A 23177-nucleotide genomic window follows, 5' to 3' on the forward strand; every position below is an offset into this window, starting at 1 on the left:
GGTCCGCCAAGGTCACGCCAGTTCGATACGCCAGCGCTCGGGCTTACAGTCGTGGTTTTGGCTGGGTTCAGATCGATCGACGCCTGCCGACACACTTCAGTAGTGGACGGACCATTCGCGAACCGGACACGGATCGCGGCGGTCCGCTGGTGTATAAGTTGACGGCTACGGCTCATCACTGACGAGGTACGGATGAATTCCCGTAACAACCTGGACGAATATCAGCTCACGGTGCGCGGCCTGTCCGACCGCATCGTCGAGGCGCAGACGCCGGTGCGTGTGCTCGACGCGGTGAAGTGGGACGACCATATCCGCCAAGGGTTCTTTGCCGCTGGCGCTCGGGAGCTGCCTCAGGTTGATCGCGCCTATTACGAAGGCCGCCCGCTGGGTTTCGATTCCAGCGCCAAGAAGGAAGAATTCCAGAACATCGAGCGTGACATCACTCGCCAGTTGGGCCAGTTCAATCCGGTCGGGCAGATCATGCGGCGGATGTGCAAGGAATACCGCATGGTGATCCGCATGCTGGAGGCACGGGGCACCGCTGACTTCGGTCTGATCTCCCAGGAGCTTTACGGCGCCGCGTCCGACGCCTTCCATGCTGGAGACCCGACGCTGGCCGACCTCGGCCTGATGCTTTCCGATTATCTGAACAACATCGCCGACCGTGGCGACTTGAAAGACGAAGCCAAGGTGCTCAACGCGCCGCAGGCCGTGGAGATGCTGCAACGTCGTCTGGATCTGGTGTTTGGTGAAGGCGAGGGCGTGATCCGCGTGTTCGAGTCCGACGGCATCCTCGCCGATGCCGCCGCTGGTGCCGACTACATCAAGATACGCAGCGACGCGATGTTCAACGAGCGCGACGTGCGAGCGCTGGAGGTTCACGAGGGGCTGGTGCATGTCGGCACCACGCTCAACGGGCAGAACCAGCCGATCTGTACCTTCCTTGCCAAGGGCCCGCCGTCGTCCACCGTGACCCAGGAAGGGCTGGCGATTCTCATGGAGGTCATCGCCTTCGCCTCGTACCCGACCCGCCTGCGCAAACTTACCAACCGCACCCGCGCCATCCACATGGCCGAGGAGGGCGCGGATTTTCTCGACGTGTTCGCCTTCTTCCGCGAGCAGGGGTATGCCGAAGACGAGTGCTACAGCAACGCCAGCCGGGTCTTTCGCGGCTCGAGCCCGAACGGTCTGCCCTTCACCAAGGATTTGTCCTATCTGAAGGGCTTCATCATGATCTACAACTACATCCAGCTCGCGGTGCGCAAGGGCCGTCTGGAGCAGATTCCGCTGCTGTTCTGCGGCAAGACCACGCTGGAAGACATGCGCACCCTGCGCCAGTTGGTCGACGAGGGCATGGTGGTCCCGCCCAAGTATCTGCCGCAGCAATTCCAGGACCTGAACGCGCTTTCAGCCTGGATGTGTTTTTCCAACTTCCTCAATCACCTGAGCCTGGATCGCATCGAGGCCGACTACGCCAATATCATCTGAGGCGGGCCAAGGCCCGTGCCGCCGCCTACTCCGGATGACCATCAGGCAAGGTGCATGGAACATGGAACGTTCAGCTTCGCCCGGGGCTAGCCTGACGGATCGCACGGTGGGTCGCCTGCGAATCCTGGAACGCAAGTAACGAGCGGGCAAGCGCCACGACCGTCACGTACAAAAAAGCCGGAGCATCTGCCCCGGCTTTTTTGGTCTCAGCGTCGTTAATCAGAACAGTAGGTTTGGCAGATAGGTGGCGATCTCCGGGAAGACCATGATGATGCCCAGCCCAATGATGTTGACGATCACGAACGGAATCACCGACCAGTAGATGTCGCGCATGGTGATGCCCGGCGGCACGATGCCCTTCAGGTAGAACAAGTTGAACCCGAAGGGTGGCGTCATGTAGCCGATCTCCATGTTGATCACGAAGAGGATGCCAAACCAGATAGGGTCAAAGCCCAGCGACGCCACAATGGGCAAAAACACCGGGAGGGTTATCAGCATGATGCCCACCGGGTCGAGCAGCATGCCCATCAGGAAAACCACGGCCATCATGGTGATGATGATGCCCCAGCGTCCGCCGGGCAGATCCATCATCAAGCCTTCGATCAGCGACTGCGCGCCCATGCCCTGGTAGGCGGAGCTGAAGGCGTGGGCCGCGAACAGAATCCAGGCGATCATCCCGGTCAGCTTGAAGGTGCGGATGGCGGCTTCCTGCACGATCTCCCAGTTGAGCTTGCGGTAGACCGCAGCCGAGATCAGGGCGCCGAGCACGCCCATGGCGGCGGCCTCGGTAGGCGTGGTCATGCCACCGATGATCGAGCCGAGCACCATCGCCACGATGCCGATGGGCAGGATGACCGCACGGACAGCACGTAGCTTGTCGCCCCAGCTGCCGCGTTCCTCTTTCGGTAGCGCTGGTGCTAGATGCGGCTGGAAGAAGCAGCGACCCAGCACATAGATAACGGTCAGAGCGACCAGCAGGATGCCTGGCAGCACGCCGGCCGCGAACATCTTGCCTACAGAGACACCGCTGATCATCGCGTAGAGGATCATCATGATGCTCGGAGGTATCAGGATGCCCCAGCCGCCACCGGTGTTGATGCAGCCGAGCACCATGCGCTTGTCATAGCCGCGTTCCAGCATCGCCGGCAACGCGATGGTGCCCATGGCCACGACCGCTGCGCCGCTGATGCCGACCATCGCGCCGAAGATCGCACAAATGCCCAGCGTGCCGACCGCCAGGCCGCCGCGCATGCCACCGCACCACAGGTGCATCATGCGATAGAGGTCACGGGCGACGCCGGTGCGTTCGAGCAGCATGGCCATGAATACGAACAACGGAATGGCCACCAGTGTGAAGCTGCCCATGGTGCCCCACATTTGCGAGGCCACCATGTAGAAGGCGTCGACGCCCCAGGTGAAATACAGAAACAGGACCGAGACTCCGCCTAGGACGAAGGCCAGCGGCAGGCCAAGGATCAAGAAAAAAATCAGCGATAGAAAGAACAGCAGGGTGGTGATCTCGATGCTCATTCTTGCCCCTCCTTGGATGATTCGGGCAGATCCAGGCCAGGCTCGAGATTCAGCGCGACGAGTATGTCTTCAAGCAACTTTGCCACGCCTTGCAGAAGCAGCAGTCCGACCGCGATCGGGATGGCCGCTTTGATCGGCCAGATCGGTGGGTTCCATGCCGAGTAGGAGGTTTCCATGCTCTGAATCGACTCCCAGGCCATAGAGCTACCGAAATACAGCAGGGCTGCCACGAAGAGGAAAAACATGATCGAGGTGAAGATATCCAACCAAGCCTGGGTGCGCCGCGACAGTGAGCTATAGAGCAGATCGACGCTGACATGGCCGCGCTGGGCCAGGACGTAACCACCAGACAGGACGATATAAAGGCCGAACAACATTTGCCCAAGCTCGTTGGTCCATGAGGTCGGCGAGGCGAACAGGTATCGCATGAACACTTCGCCAATCAGCAGTAGAAAGATGACGAAGATCAGATACGCCGTCCACCGACCAATCACGTTGTTCAGCCGCGTAATGCCGTTTATGTACGCATGAATTAAGCGCATCGCTAACTCCAGGACAGCACGGAGAATCGGGAGCGAACCCGCACCGGGCGCCCGTGATGGCAGGAGCTGAGTCTGTTGCCGTCACGGACGCTGGTGCGCTGGCGAGCCTGTCAGGTCAGAGGTAGCCGAGATCGCCGAGCATGGTCTTGAGCATTTGGAGCGCCTTGGCTGCATTTTCGCTGCGCTTGCCTTCGGCCTCCCAACTCTTCTGGGCGACATCGGTCAGGCGCTTCTGCACGTCTTCGGGCAGCGTGTTGACCTGAACGCCGTGCTCCTTGATGGCGTTCGAGAGCGCAATCTGCTCTTGGTACAGGTATTCGTTGGTGCGGTACCAGAACTGCTCGTCCAAGACCTGCTTGACGATCTCCTGATCCTTCTCGGACAGCGCGTCGAGCGCCTTCTGACTGACGATGATCACATCGGTACCGGCGATGTTGAGTGCCGGTTTGACGTGGTACTTGGTCACTTCATAGAAGCTCATGCTCGCTGCGCCTTGTGCGGCGCCCCAATGCGCAGCGTCGACCACGCCGGTGTCCAGCGCGGGATACAGCTCGCTGCCGGGCAGGAAGGTGGTCGATGCACCGGCTTCGCTGAGAAACTTCTGCAGCGCGCCAGAGGAACGAATCTTCAGCTTGGTGAAGTCTTCCCAGCTGTTGATGGGCTGCTTCACAACCATCTCGGTGGGGTAAACCTTATCAGTCGACCAGTACACGTTGTGCTTGGCTGCTTCCTCGCGAAGCATGTCCTCAAAGCCCATGTGTTTGTGGAAGTAGGCGGCTTCCCAGACGTTGCGGAATGCGAAGGGTAGACCGGAGGCGATACCGGCCAAGGTTATTTTGTCCTGGGCGTAACCTGGGGAAATGGTGCCCATCTGCAAGATTCCGCGGCTGACCGCGTTGAAGGTTTCCGTATCTTTGAACAGAGCACCGGCCTCGAACAGCTGCAATTGCAGGCGACCTTCGGTACGTCGTTCGAGCTCGGTTTTCAGGCGAACCAGACTGTCTTTATAGGAGCTGCTGGCGCTCGGCCAATGGGATTGGACGCGCCATTTGGCGACGTCCTGCGCCGCGGCCATCTGCGGGGCAACCGCAGCTATTGCCAGCGCGACCAGGCTGGCTGGTACGAGTAACTTCTTGAGCATGGATTTCATAACACGTCCTCTTGTTGTAATTGTCTGGCTGACGGCCATTGTTCTCGCACTTACGTCGTTCTACGTTTCGCACAGCAAAACTGATTTTTGCAAGGTATCCGAAAGCTAACATAGCGTGCAGCTTTTTCAACCACTAGCAGAACGCTATCTCCACCTCTTTCATCTTTCACGATGTGTCGAAGCGCTTGGCTGGCTGGTGCTGACGCGTTTCGACATTGATCTTAGACGGTTCTGTTTGTGGCTCATCATAATTCTGCCTGATGGAACTGGATTTCGAATTGACGCATCGTTTCAGGCATGCCAGCTTCAAAAGGAAGCGGACTCGTCACAAAAACAATCCAGAGGACACGCTATGCGGCTCGATATCACAACCATCGGCACGGAATCGGCGCCCAGGCGGGCACCCATCCTGTCGACTCGCGGCAAGCCCGCACCATGAAGGGGCCCGATGTGGACCCCCTTGAGCGAGACACCCCAACCCACGAGCTTCCGATCAGCGGAGGCAAGGATTTGCCTGGCTTTCATCAGGTGCTTGGCTATCGCCAGGTGTCCTGGTCGCAGGACGAAGCGGTGATCGAACTGGACGTTCAGGCTTGTCACCTGAACATGGCGGGCGTCCTGCACGGGGGCGTGCTGACTGCGTTGCTCGACGTGGTGCTGGCCGAGGCCGGCACCTACTGTCCGTACCCGGGCCGGGTGCGCAAGGCCATCACGCTGGTGCTGAACACCACCTTCACCGGCCAGTGTTCGGGCGGCGTGATCCGCGCCATCGGCAAACGACGTGCCGGGGGCACACGCATTTTCAACAGCTCCGGCGAGGTGCGCGACCAGGACGATCGTCTGCTGGCGATCGGCGAAGCGACTTTCCGCCTGCGCTCTGGCAGCGAGCACCCGCAAGGGGTACCGCTGACGTTTCCGGCGCAGCACAACAACAAGAAGGAAAACGGCGATGTATGAACTGACCGGTAAAGCGCTACAGCTGCATGAACAGCTCACGGCATTCATGGACGAGCATGTCTATCCCAACGAGCATCTTTTCCACGAACAAACCGCCTCCGCCGAAAATCGCTGGGCACCGCCACCGATTCTCGAAGAACTCAAGGCCAAGGCGAGGGCGCAGGGGCTGTGGAACCTGTTCCTGCCGGAGAGCGAGTACGGTGCAGGGCTGACCAATTTCGAATACGCCCACCTGTGCGAAATCATGGGGCGCTCGCATGGCGCCGCCGAGATTTTCAACTGCTCGGCTCCGGACACCGGGAACATGGAGGTGCTGACGCGCTATGGCACGCCGGAGCAGCAGGAACAATGGCTCAAACCGCTGCTCAATGGCGAGATTCGGTCCTGCTTCTCCATGACCGAACCCGAGGTCGCTTCTTCGGATGCGACCAACATCGCCTGCGAGATCCGTCGCGAGGGTGATGAGTACGTCATCAACGGACGCAAATGGTGGTCCTCTGGCGCGATGGCGACCACCTGCAAGATCGCCATCGTCATGGGCAAGACCGACCCCGGCGCCGAGCGCCATCGCCAGCAGTCGATGATCCTCGTGCCGCTGGATACACCCGGCGTGGAAATCACCCGGGCGCTCCATGTCTTTGGCTACGACCACGCGCCGCACGGCCATGCGGAAATCCATTACAACAACGTTCGCGTCCCGGCCAGCAACATCCTGCTTGGCGAGGGCCGTGGTTTCGAGATCGCCCAGGGTCGCCTGGGCCCGGGTCGCATTCACCATTGCATGCGCACCATCGGTGTCGCCGAACGGGCGTTGCAGGCCATGTGCGAGCGCGTTCATTCGCGTGTGGCCTTCGGCAAGCCGCTGGCTGACTTCGACTCGATCCGCAAGGACATCGCACGCTCGCGCATCGAGATCGAACAGACCCGCCTGCTCACGCTCAAGGCGGCCCGCATGATGGACACCGTCGGCAACAAGGTGGCGCGGCAGGAAATTGCGATGATCAAGGCGGCCGCACCGAGCATGGCGCTGCGGGTGCTCGACCGTGCCATCCAGGTCCATGGCGCCAAGGGCGTCTGCCAGGACAGCTTCCTGGCTTCGGCCTGGGCTCACCAACGGACCCTGCGCCTGGCCGACGGCCCGGACGAGGTGCATCTGGACACCATCGCCAAACTCGAACTGAACAGCTATTCCAAGCGCTGAGTTTCCGACAAAACCTACAAGAAGGATGCAGTCACATGACCAATCCGCTATTCGATCTGTCCGGCAAGGTGGCGCTGATCACCGGGTCCAGCCGCGGTATCGGCCGCTCCATCGCCTGGGAAATGGCTCGGTGCGGCGCACGGGTCGTCATTTCCAGCCGTAAGGCCGATGCCTGCGAGGCCGTGGCGGCTGAGCTGAAAAGCGAAGGTTTCGAGGCCATTGCGGTGCCTTGCCACGTTGGCCGCAAGGAAGACCTGCAGCGGCTGGTCGACACCACGCTGCAAACCTGGGGGCGCATCGATGTGCTGGTCTGCAATGCCGCGACCAACCCGGTCTACGGCCCGACCAGTGAGCTGACCGATGACGCCTGGGACAAGATCATGGACACCAACGTCAAGGGCACCTTCTGGCTGTCCAACATGGTCCTGCCGCAGATGGCCGAACGCGGTGAAGGGGCGGTCATCATGCTCTCCAGCATCGCCGGGTTGCGTGGCAATACCGTGATCGGCACCTACGGCGTGTCCAAGGCGGCCGAAGCGGCGCTGGCTCGCAATCTGGCGGCGGAATGGGGCCCCAGGGGCATCCGCGTGAATGCCATCGCGCCAGGGCTGGTGCGCACCGATTTCGCCAAGGCGCTGCTCGACGACCCGGAGCGGGTTCGCCGGGCGGCCGAGAAGACGCCGCTGCGCCGCATCGGTGAGCCCGTGGATATCGCCGGTCTGGCCGTGTTCCTGGCGGCGCCCGCCAGCGCCTATATCACCGGCCAGGTGATCGTCGCGGACGGCGGCGAAACCGCATGCTGAGGGCCGGTCGATGAACGAACCCGAGTTGGTCGATGTGCTTGCGGCGCATCGCTTCGATGAGGCCGCGCTGGGCCGGTACCTGCGCCTTCACCTGCCGGACATGGATGAACGCCTGAGCTTCAGGCAGTTTCAGGGTGGACAGTCAAACCCCACCTTCCTGCTGGAAAGCGCCGGGCGGCGCTATGTGTTGCGCAAGAAGCCACCAGGCAAGGTGCTGCCGTCGGCACACATGGTCGAGCGTGAATACAAGGTGATCCGCGCATTGTCCGAACACACCCGGGTGCCGGTGCCGCCCGTGCGCCTGTTGTGCGAGGACGAGAGCATCATCGGTACGGCCTTCTACGTGATGGACCACGTTCCGGGGCGGATTTTCAACCATCCGGCCCTCGACGAACTGGCCGCGCGAGACCGCCAGGCGGTCCACATGGCGGCGGTCGATACCCTTGCCGAATTGCATCGGGTCGACGTCGAGGCGGTAGGGCTCAGCGATTTCGGCAAGGCACAGGGCTACTTCGCTCGCCAGGTGAAACGATGGTCTGGCCAGTATCAGGCCTCCCGCACGGGCGACATGCCCGCGATGGAGCGGTTGATGCAATGGTTGCCGGAGCAGGCGCCTCAGCGTGACGAGTGCGCCATCGCCCATGGCGACTTCCGCCTCGGCAATCTGATCTTCGACCCCGAGGCGCCAACGGTCGCGGCGATTCTCGATTGGGAGCTGTCGACCCTTGGCCATCCGCTGGCGGACCTTGCGTACTTCTGCCTGCCGTATCACCTGCCCGCTGGAGTGGATGGCTTGCGTGGACTGATCGGCATCGATCTTCAGGCGCGGGGCCTGCCCAGCGAACAGCAGGTGCTGGAGCGTTACTGCCGGCAGAGCGGGCGTGGCGAGGTTGCCGATTGGCATGTGTTCCTGGCGTTTTCGCTGTTCCGTCTCGCGGCGATCCTACAAGGCGTGTATGCCCGGGCGCTGCAGGGCAACGCCAGCAACGCCGATGCGCTGCAGGTCGGCCAACGTGCGAGCCTGCTTGCCGAGGCCGGCTGGCACATCGCGCAGAGCGGGACCGCGGGAGCGCCAACATGAGCGGTCCACTGCTGCGCCGCGTCCTGCTGACCAACGACGACGGCATCGCCGCGCCGGGGCTGGCTTTGCTCGAACGGATCGCCACACGGCTGGCCGAAGAGGTCTGGGTGGTGGCGCCCGAGCACGACCAGAGCGGTACGGGACAAGGCATTTCGGTGCACTCGCCGTTGCGGGTGTATCGCCACGGCGAGCGGCGCTTCGCGGTCTCCGGTACGCCGTCGGACTGCGTGATGTTCGCCATGGCCGAGTGGCTGCGGGAAGGACCACCCGACCTGGTGCTGTCCGGCATCAACAGCGGGGCCAACATTGGCGATTCGGTGCCGTATTCGGGCACGCTCGGCGCGGTGCTCAGCGCCGACCTGCTGGGATTGCCGGCCATCGGTCTGAGCCAGGCCTTTCTCGAGCGCACCGCGATCGACTGGTCCTGTGTCGAAACCTACGCTGAAACCACCATTCGCGCGCTCTGGGCGCGTCGCCAGCAGGGCGGTTGTTGCTGGAACGTGAATTTCCCTGCCTGCCCGGCCGATTCCGTCAGCCACCTGCGGATGACGCAGCAGTCGCGCGGCTCGATTGCTCGTCCGCGTCTGCAGGCGGGCCGGGACGGTCGCGGACTGCCGTACTGGTGGCTGGGCTTCGAGCATAGCTCGGCCCATATCGTCGCGCCTGAGGCGGACGTTACCGCGCTGCGTGAGAAACGCATCGCCATCACCCCCTTGCGCGACACCCGTGGCTGGCTCGAGTGGGGCGAAGAACGGGCCATGGCCGAACTGGCCCTTTAACAGCGATTTCAGGAGTACTGCAATGTTCACTCGTCATCATGCGGTCTGGCCCGAGGATCTGCCCAAGCACCTGACGGTCCCGGAAACCAGCCTGTTCGCCAATCTCGAGATATCCGCCCGGCGCTTCCCGGACAAGACGGCCATCGTCTACTACGACACCCTCATCACCTACAGCGAACTGCTGCGCGAAGTGGAGGCACTGGCCGGCTATCTGCAGAAGCTGGGCGTCGCCAAGGGCGATCGCGTTCTTCTGTACATGCAGAACTCGCCGCAATTCACCATCGCCTATTACGCGATCCTGCGCGCCGACGCGGTGGTGGTGCCGGTCAACCCGATGAACCACAGCGCCGAGCTGGAACATTACGTGCACGATACCGGCGCTGCCGTCTGCATCTGCGGCCAGGAACTGACCGGCTTCATCGCACCGCTGGTCGGTACCGCGCAGCTGCGCCATGTGATCGTCGCGGCCTATTCGCAATACATCCGGCAGCCGACCGACCTGACGCTACCGGCCGAGGTCCAGGCCGCGGCTGTCGCAGCGGATTTCGCCGGCGGCATCGGTTGGAACGACGCCCTGGCCGCCGGCCATACCCCCGGCCCGCATACGGCAGGCCCGGACGATCTCTGCGTGTTCCCCTACAGCTCTGGCACCACCGGCGCGCCGAAGGGCTGCATGCACACCCACCGTTCGGCCATGGCCACGATTATCCACCGCGTGGCCTGGACCAACAGCACCAGCGAATCGGTGATTCTCGCGACCCTGCCATACTTCCACGTGACGGGCATGCAGGGCGCCATGAGCGGCCCGATCTACAACGGCGGCACGGCGGTCATCATGACCCGCTGGGACCGCAAGGTGGCGGCCCAATTGATCGAGCGGCATGCAGTGACCGGCTGGGTCAATATCGCCACGATGGCCATCGATTTCCTCTCCGATCCGGACCTGGAACGCTACAACCTGTCGAGCCTGGTCAGTGTCGGTGGCGGCGGGGCGGCGATGCCCAAGGCAGTCGAGGAAAAACTGCATCGACTCACCGGCCTGCGCTACGTCGAAGGCTACGGATTGTCGGAAACCATCGCCGCCACTCACATCAATCCAGTGGCGCGTCCCAAGGCGCAGTGCCTGGGTATCCCCGTCTTCGACGTCGACAGCCGAATCATCGACCTGCACACGCAGCGCGAGCTGGGCCCCAACGAAGTGGGCGAAATCATCAGCCACGGGCCGCAGCTGTTCCAAGGTTACTGGAACCGCCCGGAAGAGACCGAGCGCGCATTCATCGAGCTGGACGGCAAGCGTTTTTTCCGCACGGGGGACATGGGCTACTACGATGAAGAGGGCTATTTCTTCCTCGTCGATCGCGTCAAGCGCATGATCAACGCTTCGGGCTTCAAAGTCTGGCCGTCGGAAGTCGAAAGCCTGATGTATCGGCACCCTTCGATCCAGGAGTGTTGCGTCATTTCCCGTCCCGATCCCAAGCGCGGCGAGACGGTCAAGGCCTGCGTGGTGCTGCGTGACGGGCAGGCTGGGCAGGTCAGCGAGCAGGACATCATCGACTGGTGCAAGGCCGAGATGGCCGCCTACAAGGCCCCGGTGTATGTAGAGTTCGTCGCATCGCTGCCGCGCTCGTCCACCGGCAAACTGATGTGGCGCGCTTTGCAGGAAGAGGAAAACCGCAAGCACGCGGCCAACGCACAAGAGGCCTGAGGGCGCCGCGTCGATGACGCCATGCGCCACGGGCGCCTCTAAACCAATGGAGAAGATGCGATGCAAGAGTCAAGTTCGGCGAATCGGGACGCGGAATGGCAGGTGCGCAAGGATCTCGCGGCGGCCTATCGGCTGGTGGCGCATTTTGGCTGGGACGATCTGGTGTTCACTCATCTGTCGGCCCGCGTGCCCGGGCCGGAACACCACTTCCTGATCAACCCGTACGGTCTGCTGTTCCAGGAGATCACCGCCTCGTCGCTGGTCAAGGTCGATCGCGAGGGACAGATCGTCCAGAGCGGCAGCCTGCACCGGGTCAATCCGGCCGGTTTCACCATTCACAGTGCCATCCACATGGGCCGTGAAGACGCGGGGGCGGTCATGCACCTGCATGCCGCTGATGGCACGGCGGTGTCGGCGCACCGTGATGGCCTGCTGCCGCTGAGTCAGACGGCGATGCTTTGTCTGGATCACATCAGCTACCACGATTACGAGGGTGTGGCGCTGGACCTGAGCGAGCGCGAACGGCTGATCCGCGACCTCGGCAGCAAGCAGATGATGATCCTGCGTAACCATGGCGTGCTCACGGCGGGCAGCACCGTCGCGGAAGCCTTCACCTATCTGTATTTTCTGATGAAGGCGTGCGAGATCCAGGTGCGTGCTCAATCCTGCGGGCCGACCTACCTGCCGTCGGACACCGCCATCGAGACCACTCGCCAGCAATCGGCCGAACTGGGCAAGGCGGCCAAGCTGACCTGGCCGGCACTGTTGCGCCTGCTGGAAGCCAACGGTCACGTTTATGCCATTTGACCTTCGGCTGATGCCGTGGCCCGGCCGCCCGCCAGGCGGCCTCTTTTCAACCGAGCAGAAGCAGAGCGCCCATGAAAATCCTCTTCGTTGCCGCCGATCCCAAGCCTGAACGCTGGACCGACCTGATTCGGCAGCACCTGCCGGACGCCCAGATCGAGGTCTGGCGACCGGACAGTCCAAGTTGCTCGGCGGACTACGCCATCGTCTGGCATCCACCCGCGGCACTGTTCGACAAGGAGCCGCAGCTCAAGGCGATCTTCAACCTTGGAGCCGGCGTGGACGCGCTGGTGCGTGTGCCGAACCTGCCGAGCGACGTTCCGGTGGTGCGGCTGGAAGATGCCGGCATGTCGGTGCAAATGGCCGAATACGTGGCGTATCACGTCATCGGCATCAGCCGCGACATGGATGCCTACCGTGAGCAGCAGGCTGCGGGCCAATGGAAGCTTCGCCGGCCAATCGAGCGCAGCGAGTGGCCGATTGGCGTGCTCGGGCTGGGGCATATCGGCCAGCGCGTCGCTCGCACGCTCGCCGCCTTGGAGTACCCCGTAAGCGGGTGGGCGCGCTCGAGCTATGCCATCGAGGGCGTCCGTAGTTTCGCCACAGAGGCCGAACTCGACGGCTTTCTCGGCGAAACGCGAGTGCTGATCAACACCTTGCCGCTCACCGACAGCACGCGCGATCTGATCGACTATTCGCTGCTAACGCGGCTCAGGCCGAATGCGGTGGTGATCAACGTCGGCCGTGGCGAGCATCTGGTCGACGAGGATCTCTGCCGGGCCATCGACGAAGGCCACGTTACCCGCGCCGTGCTCGATGTATTCCGTGAAGAACCGTTGCCGACCACCCATCCGTTCTGGCGTATGCCGCAGGTCACGATCACCCCGCATGTCTCGGCGCGTACGCTACGCGAGGCGACCGTGGCCCAGATCGCCGGCAAGATCGTCTCGCTGGAGCAGGGCCAGGCGATCAGCGGTGTGATCGATATCCAGCGCGGCTACTAGACAGCGCTTGCCTTCGTAGACGGGCTTCGCCGCGGATGAGGCTGCGGGGCTCGAAGATCGAAGCGTCGCCCCGCGTCTGTGGCTGGCATCGGCCGAGCTTCGCCCCGAGGCCGGGGCCTCGGCGGCGGGAGCCGCCGGCTGATCAGTCCGCTGTACCGTGCTCGGCCAGATACCGATCCCGCAGTTCGCGCTTGAGTACCTTGCCGATGGCGCTGCGTGGAAGTTCGTCGATCAGCTCCATTCGCGCCAGCCGCTGGGTCTTGCCAACGCGACCGTTGAACCAGTCCAGCAACGCTTCGGACGTTTGCGTCGCGGCGCCGGTGCGCACGACGAACGCGATCGGCGTCTCGCCCCAACGGGTGGACGGCACTCCGACGACGGCCACGTCGGCGATTTCCGGATGCTCGCGCAGTATGGCCTCCAGATCGCTCGGATACAGGTTGAAGCCGCCGGAGATGATCATGTCCTTCTTGCGGTCGAGCAGGGTCAGAAACCCTTCGGCGTCGAAGCGACCGACATCGCCAGTCCGGATGAATCGTTTGCCGCTGGGGTCGAACCATTCGGCTTCGGCGGTTTTCTCCGGCTTGTTGAGGTAACCAATCATCATGGCTGGAGAATGCCCGACGATTTCGCCGATAGACCCCTCCGGCAGTTCAACGCCCTGGTCATCGATCACGCGGATGTCATGCCCTTCGGCGGGCTTGCCGACGGTGTGCAGCTTGTCCGGATGTTCGTGTGCGGCGAGGGTGCAGGTGCCGCCCCCCTCGGTCATCCCGTAGGTGTCGATCAACCCGCCCGGCCAGCGCGCCAGCACATCGGCTTTCAGCGCGGCGTTGAACGGGGCGCTGGTGCACATTTTATAGCGGAAGCGGCTGAGATCGAACTGTGCGAAGTCCTGGCGCGCCATGATGCGCTGGTATTGCACCGGCACCAGCATGGTATGGGTGACACCGTGCTGCTGCGCCAGTCGCAAGTATTCGCCGGCCTCGAACTTGCTCATCAGGACCACGGTGCTGCCCAGCGCCAGCGTCGGCAGAAACGCCACCAGCGTGGTGTTGGAATACAGCGGGGTGGAGATCAGGGTGGTGGCGTTGTCGCCGTACCCGTAGGTGGCGCTGCGGCGCACGTGTGCCCAGCGCATCGCGTGCGATTGCACGATGCCCTTGGGCTCGCCGGTCGTCCCGGACGAATAGATGATGTTGAATGCCCACTCGGGCTGGACCGCAACCGCCCGCGGGGGCGAATCGCTCAGCCATGACGACAGCCCATCGGCGGTGGTCCGGTCCAGCCGCACGGATGGACACGGCATTTGCGCTGCGACCGGCTCCAGATGTTGCGCCGAGGGCGCATCGACGAACAGCAGCCGTGGTGCAGCATCCGCCAGCATGCCCAGCAGGCTTTCAGCACTGGCCGAGGGGGCCAGGGGCGCCACCGCCACGCCAGCGCGCAGCGCGCCGAGGAACACCGTGGCGTATTCGATGGAGTTGTAGGCGCAGATTGCCAGCACGTCGCCGGGTTTCATGCCGTCGCGTTGCAGTGCCGCAGCGACCCCGTTCATGCGGGCGTCGAGCTGGGCGTAGCTCAGGCTGCGCTCGTCCTGGACCAGGGCCTGATGATCGGGGCGTTGCGCGGCCCAATGCGCGATCAGGTCGGGGATCGCCACAAAGGGCTGGTCGAGAAAGGTGGCGTCGGGGCGGGCAGGGGTGTTCATGACGGGCTCGTCCTGTCGAATGAGAAATGGCCGCGCCATGAACAGCGGGCACGGCAGTGCATCGGATGGGGTCAACCTTCAGCGCTAATCGCGTGCGCGTGAAGCGTTATTCGCAGCGGCTATGACCAATAATCAGTGCGACGCGAAGCGTGAGCCGATCCGAGGCCGGTCGTGACCGGCCACCCAGGCCAGCGGCCCGGCGGTATCGTGCGCCAGTGGACGGAGCTTTAGCCGGCTGCGCGTATTTTTGCGACAATGCCGCCTCTTTGATCAGGTGAGTCCGCCCATGTCCGAACGCAATCCCATTCCGCTGATCCTCACCGCTATCGGCAGCGTCATCGGGACCGTCGCGGTGCTGTCCTACTACGGCTACCTGCATTTTGCCAAGCCGGAGGATGCGCTGCTGCTGGCCGACTACACGATGCTCAAGACCATCCCTGGTGAAGACTATCGCGTCTCGCTCAAGCCAGCCCCGCAGGTCGCCGAATGCATCGATGGTGTGCTGGTGCTGTTCGACACCGAGCAGAAGGGCCTGACCGGTGTGCTGGTGGACAGCCGCAAACGCGCGGTGCGTTGCATGGGCCAGCGCGTCCCCCAGGCAGAGGAGCCGGCAAGCAGGCCCTGATGTTCCTTCCGCTGGGCCTGAAACGCCAAGCCCGCCACGCGGGCGGGCTTGCAGGTCACGGGCGTGACCCGGCGCTCAGGGAGGTGATCATTCCATCGACGAACGCGGTGCGACACGCTGGTTGTCGTTGGAAATCGTGACCTCGACGCGACGGTTCATCGCCCGACCGGAAGTCGAGTCGTTGCTCGCCACCGGATACTCCTCACCATAACCGACGGTCTGGATGCGCTGCGCGTCGACGCCCGCGCGGGTCAGGGCACGGCGCACGGATTCGGCGCGGCGCTCGGACAATTGCTGGTTGTAGGTATCCGAGCCGGTGCTGTCGGTATACCCCTCGACGACGACCTTGCGCTCCGGGTTTTCATTCAGGAAATCGGCGAGTTTCTGCACGCCACGCATGCCGGCCGGCTTGAGTTCGGCCTTGTTGAGGTCGAACAGCACATCACCGAAGGTCACCAGGGTGCCACGCTCGGTCTGCTTGGCCTGTAGGTCCTGCTGCAGTTTGCGGATCTCGTCCTGCTGGCGCTTGAGCTGTTGTTCGCGTGATTCGAGTCGGGCTTCGGCGCGCTTGGCCGATGCCTTCTCGATTTCCTGCTCTGCGGTACGCAGGGCGATCGTCTGTTCGGCCAGTTCGATGCGACGCTTGGCCAGATAGGCGAGCTGATCGACTTTCGCCTCGTCGGCATCGTTCAGATAGGCCTGGTTGGCGCGTTCCAGCATTTTGCCCGCGTCTTCGGTTTCCAATGCGGCAAGCTGGCTGGAGCGGGCGTCGGCCTGCAACTGGGAGTATTGTCCGCGCGCTTGTTCGAGGTTCTGGTTGGGCTGCGAAGAACAGGCGGCCAGTCCGATGGTCATGGCCAGCACGGTAGGGAGCGTCAGTAATTTATTCATAACGAATCATCCTGTGTTGAAGGCGTTGGGAATTGAACGTGGTGATCACTGGACGCCGCGCATGCTCTCTTCGCGCAGTTCCTGAATACCCCGGTTGGCGTCCTCCACAGCCTTCTGCGCCTTGGCGGCCTGAGCCTTGCGCTCGGCGACGCGCGCATCCCACTCGGCCTGTTCGGCCAGCTTGCGCGCTTCGTCGTAGTTTTCCTTCTGCATGGCCAGTTCGGCCTGCTTCCACTTTTCCTGCGCGGCGCGCATTTCAACCGCGGCGTATTCGGTGCCGCCTGCACTTACTGCACTGCGGACGGCAGACTCGGTGACCGCGAATTGCTCGTTCGGTGGATTGCCGGCGCATCCGACCAGCAACAGGCCGCCCAGCGCAACGGCTGTCAGCTTGGGTAACTGGAATCGCGATAGCGTACGTTCTGCGGTGTTCGTTTTCATGGCCAGTCTCCAATGGAAGAACGGGGAACGGTGCCCGTGAGCCTTGCAGGTGCCCTGTAGAAATGGGCCAGCAATCAGAACGGGCATGTTTTTGTGAGGGCATCAGTGCGCAATCGTTCCAGTGAACAGGCAAACGAAGCGCCTGGAGGGGGCTTTTTAGAGCTGTCGAGCGTGAGCGAGGCGGCCACTCAGTCGCCTCGGTCAGCTCAATGAACGGCTCGCCGAGACCCACCGTGCGAGCGGCGCCGGCTCAGGGTTGTTCCGCCTGCTCAGCCAGGAGGCGCTCGAGATGCTTGCGTGAAAGCGCGAGAAACCGTGGCGTCGGACCCACGTCCTCGTAGATCGGGTCGCCTTGTTCGTCCGTTGCGATCACCTTGGTGCCTTGCTGGTAGGGAAGACTGGTTTCGATGCCCTCGAGCGCAGCCCCGACCAGTTCACCCAACAACTCCTCTGTGCTGCGCTTGGGATACATTTCCGCCAGGGCGGCGAGCCGGGCGGCGCTTTCGACGTCAAGCGGGATGCTGTAGCGGGTGGCGCTCATGCGTCCGGTGGCGGTGCTTTCCCATTCGCGGACCAGTTCTGAAATCTTCATCTAGCTCCATCCTTAGCCCGCCATGGCGGGCGATATTGGCTGTGATGCAAGCGACCGTCGAACAGACTTGTGTTGCGATGCCTTGTCTTCGACGAGCACGCTGGGCACTCTGTTTGGAGGGTCCTTACAGCGTAGCCGTTCAGCATCGGTTGCATATCGGTTGCGGGCCTTCGACGCCGCGGCCAGGAGAGACGAGAACATGGCGAAGATCGACGCGCGCCTGCGCGAGAACGTTCATCTGCTCGGCGAACTGCTGGGCAATACCATTCGCGAGCAGCACGGCGATGCCTTCCTGGACAAGATCGAGCGTGTCCGCAAGGGGGCCAAGGGCGCGCGTCGGGGGTCGGTCGACGGGGCCAGGCTGTTGCAGGAGACACTCGACGGGCTGGCTGACGACGAGCTGCTGCCGATGACCCGCGCCTTCAACCAGTTCCTCAACCTGGCCAACATCGCCGAGCAATACCACCAGGTGCGCAGGCGTCGGCCCGGCGAGCCGGCGCCGTTCGAAACCGGCGTCCTGGGCGGCCTGCTCGAGCGGCTCAAGGGTGAAGGTTTCGGCCAGGAGTTTCTGGCCCGTCAGGTGGGGCGGCTGGATATCGAACTGGTGTTGACGGCGCACCCGACCGAGGTGTCGCGTCGCACGCTGATCCAGAAGTACGACGCCATCGCAGCGCAGCTGGCGGCGCGCGATCACACCGACCTCGGCACGGCTGAACTCGCGCGGATCGAACTGCGTCTGCAACGGCTGATCGCCGAGGCCTGGCACACCGAGGAGATTCGTCGCAGCCGACCGACGCCGGTGGAAGAAGCGAAGTGGGGCTTCGCCGTTATCGAAAACTCGCTCTGGCAAGCACTGCCGAACGTGCTGCGCCAGACCGATCAGGTGCTCCACCGCAGCACCGGTCTGCACCTGCCGCTGGATGCCGCGCCCATCCGATTCGCCTCCTGGATGGGGGGCGACCGCGACGGCAATCCCAACGTGACCGCGAAGGTGACGCGCGAGGTGCTGTTGTTGGCGCGCTGGGTCGCGGCGGACCTGTTCCTGCACGACGTCGACGGGCTGATCACCGCGCTGTCGATGCAGACCGCCAGCGACGAACTGCTGCGCCACACCGGCGAATCCGCCGAGCCCTACCGCGCGTTGCTCAAGGGCCTGCGTGAGCGCCTGCAGGCCACGCGAGACTGGGCCAGTGCGGCAGTCGAACAGGATCGGCCGGCGCCCCCTGCCGTGTTGCAGGACAACCGTGACCTGCGCGAACCGCTGGAGCTGTGCTACCACTCGCTGCACGCCTGCGGTATGGGCATGATTGCCGATGGCGCCTTGCTCGATAGTTTGCGCCGGGTGGCGGCATTCGGGCTGTTTCTGGTTCGTCTGGACATTCGTCAGGATTCGGCCCGGCATGTCGCGGCGCTGGCCGAGATCACCGACTATCTGGGTCTTGGACGCTACGAACAATGGGATGAGGCGCAGCGCCTGGACTTTCTACAGCGCGAGCTGAACAATCGCCGCCCATTGCTGCCGCCGCATTTCCAGCCATCGGCCGAGACCGCCGAAGTGCTGGCGACCTGCCGCGTGGTGGCCCAGGCGCCAGGCGCGTCATTGGGCTCCTACGTCATCTCCATGGCGCGCGGTGCCTCGGATGTGCTGGCCGTTCAATTGCTCCTCAAGGAGGCTGGCCTGCAGCGACCGATGCGCGTCGTGCCGCTGTTCGAGACGCTCGATGACCTGAACAATGCCGGTCCCACCCTCGAGCGGCTGCTGGGCTTGCCCGGCTATCGCCAACGGCTGCACGGCCCGCAGGAAGTGATGATCGGTTATTCGGACTCGGCCAAGGATGCCGGCACCACGGCGGCGGCATGGGCGCAGTATCGCGCCCAGGAAAGTCTTGTCGATATCTGCCGCAGGCACGAGGTCGAGTTGCTGCTGTTCCATGGTCGTGGAGGTACCGTCGGGCGTGGCGGCGGGCCGGCTCATGCTGCCATCCTTTCGCAGCCGCCGGGATCGGTAGCGGGGCGCTTCCGAACCACCGAGCAGGGCGAAATGATTCGCTTCAAGTTCGGCTTGCCGGACATCGCCGAACAGAACCTCAGCCTTTATCTGGCCGCCGTCCTGGAAGCGACGCTGTTGCCGCCGCCGATGCCTGAGCCCGACTGGCGCGACGCCATGGAGCAATTGGCCGCCGAAGGGGTCAAGGCATACCGCAGCGTGGTGCGCGACCACCCTCAGTTCGTCGAATATTTCCGTCAGGCCACGCCGGAACAGGAGCTTGGACGCCTGCCGTTGGGCAGCCGACCGTCCAAGCGCCGCGAGGGCGGTGTGGAGAGCTTGCGGGCAATTCCCTGGATATTCGCCTGGACGCAGACCCGCCTGATGCTGCCCGCCTGGTTGGGTTGGGAGCAGGCGCTGCGGGCAGCGCTGGCGCGCGGGGAGGGCGATCGCCTGCGGCGGATGAGACAACAGTGGCCGTTCTTCAGTACCCGCATCGATATGCTGGAGATGGTTCTGGCCAAGGCGGATGCGGAGATCGCCAGGCGCTACGACGAACGACTGGTCAGTGCACCATTGCGGCCCCTGGGAGACGATCTGCGTGACAGATTGTCGCAGGCCGTGGAGGCGGTGCTTGGGTTGACCGGGCAGACCGAACTGCTCGCGCACAGCCCCGAAACCCTTGAAGCATTCAGCCTGCGCAATACCTATCTCGATCCCTTGCATCTCATGCAGACCGAACTGCTGGCGCGCTCAAGGCAGCAGTCCGACCCCGCAGAAAGCCCTCTGGAACAAGCGCTGCTGGTCAGCGTCGCGGGCATCGCAGCCGGTTTGCGCAACACCGGCTGAAGGCGCGCCGGGAGGGCGGCGAGGCGCCGGACAAACGTCACTGCCGGCTTCGAACGACATTTTCCCGCCTCGGTGCGCCATGGCGGGTCCGGCAGCGATGGGCCATGGGAGCCGCTTGTCTGCGTTCTGTGCGCTGTGTATCGTGTTCAACCTTTTGTCGCATGGCGGCAAACCAGTTTTTTTGATTCGCCAGAGGTAAGGGTGCAGACCATCGATCCTGGCGGCATCCCTATGCAAAACTTGAGGACTCATCCATGCGCGTAATTCTGCTGGGAGCACCCGGTGCCGGAAAGGGCACGCAGGCACGCTTCATCACCGAGAAGTTCGCCATCCCGCAAATCTCCACTGGCGACATGTTGCGTGCAGCGGTCAAGGCCGGCTCGCCGCTGGGCTTGCAGGTCAAGGACGTGATGGACAGCGGTGGCCTGGTTTCCGACGAAATCATCATTGCTCTGATCCAGGAGCGTCTGCAGCAGGCCGACTGCGCCAACGGTTTCCTTTTCGATGGCTTTCCCCGCACCATCCCGCAAGCCGAAGCGCTACGCGATGCCGGCGTGAAGCTGGACCACGTGCTGGAAATCGCGGTGGACGATGAGGAAATCGTCGGGCGTCTGTCCGGTCGCCGTGTGCATCCGGCTTCTGGGCGCGTCTACCACACCGAGCACAACCCGCCGAAGGTGACGGGCGTCGATGACCTCACCGGTGAAGAGCTGATTCAGCGCAAGGACGATCTGGAAGAAACCGTTCGCCATCGTCTGGCCGTCTACCATTCGCAGACCAAGCCGCTGGTCGCCTTCTACCAGAACCTCGAAGCCACCGAGGGCACGCCCAAGTGCAGCCGCGTCGAAGGCGTCGGCTCGGTGGAAGACATCACAGCCAAGGTGCTGGCTGCGCTGAGCTGATCTCGTCTCGCATACCCAAACGGCCCGCTTGCGGGCCGTTTTCGTTTCCGGCCGGCCACGGGCATGGCTGATGGAGCGGATGCGCCGATGCTACAATCGCCGCCCTTTTTTACTCCGACCGGGATTTGCGATGACCACGCTGCTGGCCCTGGATACCGCCACCGAAGCCTGCTCCGTCGCGCTGCTGCATGAAGGCCGCGTGCTGAGCCATTACGAGGTGATACCCCGCCTGCATGCGCAACGGCTGTTGCCCATGATCCAGACGTTGCTGGCCGAAGCGGGCGTCGCCCTGTCGGCCGTCGATGCGCTGGCGTTCGGTCGAGGCCCCGGCGCCTTTACCGGCGTGCGTATCGCCGTCGGCGTGGTGCAGGGGCTGGCGTTCGCGCTGGAGCGCCCGGTACTGCCGGTCTCGACCCTGGCGACCATTGCCCAGCGGGCCCATCGCGAACAGGCGGCCCAGCAGGTGGCCGTGGCCATCGATGCGCGCATGGATGAGGTCTACTGGGGTTGCTATCGCGCCCACGACGGTGAGATGCAATTGGCGGGCATCGAAGCCGTATTGCCACCGGAACAGGTCACGCTTCCGCGCGACAGCGCCGGGGACTGGCTTGCCGCCGGAACCGGGTGGCGCTATGGCGAGCGGCTTGCGGTACGGCCTGCGGCGGTTGACGCGGCGCTGCTGCCGCACGCCGAAGATCTGTTGCATCTGGCGGCTTGCGGCTGGCAGCGCGGGGAGGCGGTGGAGGCCGATCAGGCGCAGCCGGTGTACCTGAGGGACAACGTCGCCACGCCGAAGGCGCCCCGGTGACCGGCGGGATTGCCAAAAACCGGACGGCTCGCTAGAGTCGGCGACACTTGAACAGGTGAATGATGCGCCTCAACGGTCTCGCCCCCTCTGCATACCCCATCGAACGTCCTGCCCCTCATGGCAGTGCGCCGGTACCCTATCGCGAAAGTGAAAGGGCTGCGGAGCAAGCGCGCGAGTCGATCGTCACCCCCTCCAGCCCAGCCGATGCCACCTACGAACACCTCTCCCGAGGCACTCGGAGCGAGCCCACTGACTACGCCTCGGTCGTCTCCGGTGATTTCATGCCGGCGCGCTTCGAAGCCATGATGGAACGCCCGCTGAGTAGCCGTGCCTCTCAAGCGCTGCAGAGTTACGGCACCACGGCGAGCTTCAGCGCCGATCTCGATGCGCACGAAGTGCTCGGTCTGGATCTCTACGCCTGAGGCGTAGCGAACCGCGCTTGAATCTTCCCTACTTTCTCGGCTGCCCCTCCTGGAATGACGCCGCCTGGCGCGGGTCGCTCTATGCGCCAGGTTTGCCGACGACCGAATTTCTTGCGCGTTATTGCGCGGTCTTCAATGCCGTCGAAGGCAACACCACCCTCTATGCCTGGCCGTCTGCACAAAAGGTCGAGCGCTGGGCGCGGCTGATGCCGGAAGGCTTTCGCTTCTGCGCCAAGCTGCCACGCGAGATCAGCCAGGCAGCGGATCTGCGGGAAGCAACCGATATGATCCTGTCGTTCCGGTCGCTGCTGGCCCCGCTGGGGCAGCGGGTCAGTCCGTTCTGGTTGCAACTGCCCGCGACCTTCGGCCCGGCTCGTCTCGGCGAGCTGGTGCAACTGACCGATACCCTGAACAGGCCGTTGGCGGTGGAGGTGCGTCACCCCGCGTTTTTCGCCAGAGGCGAGGAGGAGCGTGCGCTGAACCGCTTGCTGCACGAACGGGGCGTCGAGCGCATCTGCATGGACACCCGCGCGCTGTTCAGTTGCCAGACGAGCGATCCTGCCGTGCTCCATGCGCAGAGCAAGAAACCGCGACTGCCGGTACGACCGGCAGCGTTCAGCGATTCCCCGCAGCTGCGCTTCGTTGGGCATCCCGAACTGGAGGCGAACGACAGGTTCCTCGCGCCCTGGCTGGCCAAGGTCGCCGGCTGGATCGAGGCGGGCAAACGTCCGCATGTCTATTTGCATACGCCCGATAACAGGCTGGCGCCCGAACTGGCCATGCGTTTCCATGAGCAACTGCGGCAACGGCTGCCGGGCCTTCCGCCCCTGGCGATGGCGCCCACGCAGAGCGCGTCGCAACTGTCCTTGTTGAGCCTCGAACGCGGCTAGCGCCAAGCGATGGCG

22 protein-coding genes are annotated in these 23177 nt (G+C 63.5%); 15 read left to right on the forward strand and 7 right to left on the reverse strand.

Translation table 11 applies throughout. The features are described from left to right. The first annotated feature begins 192 nt into the window (after positions 1-192). On the forward strand, positions 193-1488 hold the full coding sequence (locus GQA94_RS09840) for a flavohemoglobin expression-modulating QEGLA motif protein (RefSeq protein WP_158187844.1): 1296 nt from the start codon (positions 193-195) through the stop codon (positions 1486-1488). Between the two features lie 219 nt (positions 1489-1707). Here GQA94_RS09840 and GQA94_RS09845 read toward each other — a convergent pair whose 3' ends face one another. From GQA94_RS09845 to dctP, 3 genes are all read right to left on the reverse strand, one after another. Continuing rightward, the gene (locus GQA94_RS09845) at positions 1708-3018 is read right to left on the reverse strand and encodes a TRAP transporter large permease (protein ID WP_158187845.1); all 1311 of its coding nucleotides are present in this window, start codon (positions 3016-3018) and stop codon (positions 1708-1710) included. After that, positions 3015-3560, reverse strand: coding sequence for a TRAP transporter small permease subunit (locus GQA94_RS09850; RefSeq protein ID WP_158187846.1), 546 nt, complete (start codon positions 3558-3560; stop codon positions 3015-3017). The genes GQA94_RS09845 and GQA94_RS09850 overlap by 4 nt, the downstream gene beginning before the upstream one ends. A gap of 115 nt (positions 3561-3675) precedes the next feature. Next, complete coding sequence (dctP, locus tag GQA94_RS09855) at positions 3676-4710, reverse strand: TRAP transporter substrate-binding protein DctP (protein ID WP_158187847.1); 1035 nt, start codon at positions 4708-4710, stop codon at positions 3676-3678. A gap of 450 nt (positions 4711-5160) precedes the next feature. Here dctP and GQA94_RS09860 point away from each other — a divergent pair, with 450 nt between their 5' ends. The 8 genes from GQA94_RS09860 (at position 5161) to GQA94_RS09895 (ending at position 13044) form a co-directional block, all read left to right on the forward strand. Continuing rightward, entirely contained in the window at positions 5161-5667 is a 507-nt protein-coding gene (locus GQA94_RS09860; protein ID WP_233270234.1) for a PaaI family thioesterase, read from the forward strand. Then, complete coding sequence (locus GQA94_RS09865) at positions 5660-6868, forward strand: acyl-CoA dehydrogenase family protein (RefSeq protein WP_158187849.1); 1209 nt, start codon at positions 5660-5662, stop codon at positions 6866-6868. The genes GQA94_RS09860 and GQA94_RS09865 overlap by 8 nt, the downstream gene beginning before the upstream one ends. Positions 6869-6903: 35 nt before the next feature. Then, positions 6904-7671, forward strand: coding sequence for an SDR family NAD(P)-dependent oxidoreductase (locus GQA94_RS09870; protein WP_158187850.1), 768 nt, complete (start codon positions 6904-6906; stop codon positions 7669-7671). A 10-nt stretch (positions 7672-7681) separates the two neighbouring features. Continuing rightward, the gene (locus GQA94_RS09875) at positions 7682-8752 is read left to right on the forward strand and encodes a phosphotransferase (RefSeq protein ID WP_158187851.1); all 1071 of its coding nucleotides are present in this window, start codon (positions 7682-7684) and stop codon (positions 8750-8752) included. Further along, complete coding sequence (gene surE, locus GQA94_RS09880) at positions 8749-9531, forward strand: 5'/3'-nucleotidase SurE (RefSeq protein WP_158187852.1); 783 nt, start codon at positions 8749-8751, stop codon at positions 9529-9531. The genes GQA94_RS09875 and surE overlap by 4 nt, the downstream gene beginning before the upstream one ends. 22 nt (positions 9532-9553) lie before the next feature. After that, the gene (locus tag GQA94_RS09885; RefSeq protein WP_158187853.1) at positions 9554-11236 is read left to right on the forward strand and encodes a long-chain fatty acid--CoA ligase; all 1683 of its coding nucleotides are present in this window, start codon (positions 9554-9556) and stop codon (positions 11234-11236) included. Between the two features lie 60 nt (positions 11237-11296). Next, positions 11297-12043, forward strand: a complete 747-nt coding sequence (locus tag GQA94_RS09890) for a class II aldolase/adducin family protein (RefSeq protein ID WP_158187854.1) — start codon at positions 11297-11299, stop codon at positions 12041-12043. 71 nt (positions 12044-12114) lie between these two features. Continuing rightward, positions 12115-13044, forward strand: coding sequence for a 2-hydroxyacid dehydrogenase (locus GQA94_RS09895; protein WP_158187855.1), 930 nt, complete (start codon positions 12115-12117; stop codon positions 13042-13044). 142 nt (positions 13045-13186) lie between these two features. Here the strand turns inward: GQA94_RS09895 and GQA94_RS09900 are convergent, their stop codons facing one another. After that, a complete protein-coding gene (locus GQA94_RS09900) occupies positions 13187-14755 on the reverse strand; it encodes a class I adenylate-forming enzyme family protein (protein ID WP_158187856.1) in 1569 nt (522 codons plus the stop codon). Between the two features lie 286 nt (positions 14756-15041). Here GQA94_RS09900 and GQA94_RS09905 point away from each other — a divergent pair, with 286 nt between their 5' ends. Further along, positions 15042-15380: a hypothetical protein gene (locus GQA94_RS09905; RefSeq protein ID WP_158187857.1), complete on the forward strand. Its 339-nt coding sequence runs from the start codon at positions 15042-15044 to the stop codon at positions 15378-15380. A gap of 87 nt (positions 15381-15467) precedes the next feature. Here GQA94_RS09905 and GQA94_RS09910 read toward each other — a convergent pair whose 3' ends face one another. The 3 genes from GQA94_RS09910 to GQA94_RS09920 form a co-directional block, all read right to left on the reverse strand. Continuing rightward, a complete protein-coding gene (locus GQA94_RS09910) occupies positions 15468-16271 on the reverse strand; it encodes an OmpA family protein (RefSeq protein WP_158187858.1) in 804 nt (267 codons plus the stop codon). A gap of 45 nt (positions 16272-16316) precedes the next feature. Continuing rightward, entirely contained in the window at positions 16317-16712 is a 396-nt protein-coding gene (locus GQA94_RS09915; protein WP_158187859.1) for a DUF4398 domain-containing protein, read from the reverse strand. 250 nt (positions 16713-16962) lie between these two features. After that, positions 16963-17304, reverse strand: coding sequence for a pilin assembly protein (locus GQA94_RS09920; RefSeq protein ID WP_158187860.1), 342 nt, complete (start codon positions 17302-17304; stop codon positions 16963-16965). A gap of 199 nt (positions 17305-17503) precedes the next feature. On the opposite strand from GQA94_RS09920, the gene ppc reads away from it, so the two are divergent. The 5 genes from ppc (at position 17504) to GQA94_RS09945 (ending at position 23162) form a co-directional block, all read left to right on the forward strand. Then, positions 17504-20140, forward strand: coding sequence for a phosphoenolpyruvate carboxylase (ppc, locus tag GQA94_RS09925; protein WP_158187861.1), 2637 nt, complete (start codon positions 17504-17506; stop codon positions 20138-20140). Between the two features lie 254 nt (positions 20141-20394). Continuing rightward, positions 20395-21042 (forward strand): adenylate kinase, encoded by a 648-nt coding sequence (gene adk / locus GQA94_RS09930; protein ID WP_158187862.1) that lies wholly within the window; start codon positions 20395-20397, stop codon positions 21040-21042. Positions 21043-21172: 130 nt separating this feature from the next. Then, positions 21173-21850: a tRNA (adenosine(37)-N6)-threonylcarbamoyltransferase complex dimerization subunit type 1 TsaB gene (gene tsaB / locus GQA94_RS09935; RefSeq protein WP_158187863.1), complete on the forward strand. Its 678-nt coding sequence runs from the start codon at positions 21173-21175 to the stop codon at positions 21848-21850. 59 nt (positions 21851-21909) lie between these two features. Beyond that, positions 21910-22272, forward strand: coding sequence for a hypothetical protein (locus GQA94_RS09940; protein WP_233270235.1), 363 nt, complete (start codon positions 21910-21912; stop codon positions 22270-22272). A gap of 17 nt (positions 22273-22289) precedes the next feature. Next, positions 22290-23162, forward strand: a complete 873-nt coding sequence (locus tag GQA94_RS09945) for a DUF72 domain-containing protein (RefSeq protein ID WP_158187864.1) — start codon at positions 22290-22292, stop codon at positions 23160-23162. Positions 23163-23177 lie beyond the last annotated feature (15 nt).

Origin of the sequence: Stutzerimonas stutzeri (genome assembly GCF_009789555.1) — a bacterium.
In the GTDB taxonomy this organism is placed as follows: Bacteria; Pseudomonadota; Gammaproteobacteria; order Pseudomonadales; family Pseudomonadaceae; genus Stutzerimonas; species Stutzerimonas stutzeri_R.

Coding starts and splice junctions, on each gene's coding strand:
- GQA94_RS09840 (WP_158187844.1), top strand. CDS start 193: ATGAATTCCCGTAACAACCTGGACGAATATCAGCTCACGGTGCGCGGC.
- GQA94_RS09915 (WP_158187859.1), bottom strand. CDS start 16,712: ATGAAAACGAACACCGCAGAACGTACGCTATCGCGATTCCAGTTACCC.
- GQA94_RS09850 (WP_158187846.1), bottom strand. CDS start 3,560: ATGCGCTTAATTCATGCGTACATAAACGGCATTACGCGGCTGAACAAC.
- GQA94_RS09920 (WP_158187860.1), bottom strand. CDS start 17,304: ATGAAGATTTCAGAACTGGTCCGCGAATGGGAAAGCACCGCCACCGGA.
- surE (WP_158187852.1), top strand. CDS start 8,749: ATGAGCGGTCCACTGCTGCGCCGCGTCCTGCTGACCAACGACGACGGC.
- GQA94_RS09895 (WP_158187855.1), top strand. CDS start 12,115: ATGAAAATCCTCTTCGTTGCCGCCGATCCCAAGCCTGAACGCTGGACC.
- GQA94_RS09845 (WP_158187845.1), bottom strand. CDS start 3,018: ATGAGCATCGAGATCACCACCCTGCTGTTCTTTCTATCGCTGATTTTT.
- GQA94_RS09865 (WP_158187849.1), top strand. CDS start 5,660: ATGTATGAACTGACCGGTAAAGCGCTACAGCTGCATGAACAGCTCACG.
- tsaB (WP_158187863.1), top strand. CDS start 21,173: ATGACCACGCTGCTGGCCCTGGATACCGCCACCGAAGCCTGCTCCGTC.
- GQA94_RS09900 (WP_158187856.1), bottom strand. CDS start 14,755: ATGAACACCCCTGCCCGCCCCGACGCCACCTTTCTCGACCAGCCCTTT.
- GQA94_RS09890 (WP_158187854.1), top strand. CDS start 11,297: ATGCAAGAGTCAAGTTCGGCGAATCGGGACGCGGAATGGCAGGTGCGC.
- GQA94_RS09905 (WP_158187857.1), top strand. CDS start 15,042: ATGTCCGAACGCAATCCCATTCCGCTGATCCTCACCGCTATCGGCAGC.
- ppc (WP_158187861.1), top strand. CDS start 17,504: ATGGCGAAGATCGACGCGCGCCTGCGCGAGAACGTTCATCTGCTCGGC.
- GQA94_RS09870 (WP_158187850.1), top strand. CDS start 6,904: ATGACCAATCCGCTATTCGATCTGTCCGGCAAGGTGGCGCTGATCACC.
- adk (WP_158187862.1), top strand. CDS start 20,395: ATGCGCGTAATTCTGCTGGGAGCACCCGGTGCCGGAAAGGGCACGCAG.
- GQA94_RS09940 (WP_233270235.1), top strand. CDS start 21,910: ATGATGCGCCTCAACGGTCTCGCCCCCTCTGCATACCCCATCGAACGT.
- GQA94_RS09910 (WP_158187858.1), bottom strand. CDS start 16,271: ATGAATAAATTACTGACGCTCCCTACCGTGCTGGCCATGACCATCGGA.
- GQA94_RS09885 (WP_158187853.1), top strand. CDS start 9,554: ATGTTCACTCGTCATCATGCGGTCTGGCCCGAGGATCTGCCCAAGCAC.
- dctP (WP_158187847.1), bottom strand. CDS start 4,710: ATGAAATCCATGCTCAAGAAGTTACTCGTACCAGCCAGCCTGGTCGCG.
- GQA94_RS09875 (WP_158187851.1), top strand. CDS start 7,682: ATGAACGAACCCGAGTTGGTCGATGTGCTTGCGGCGCATCGCTTCGAT.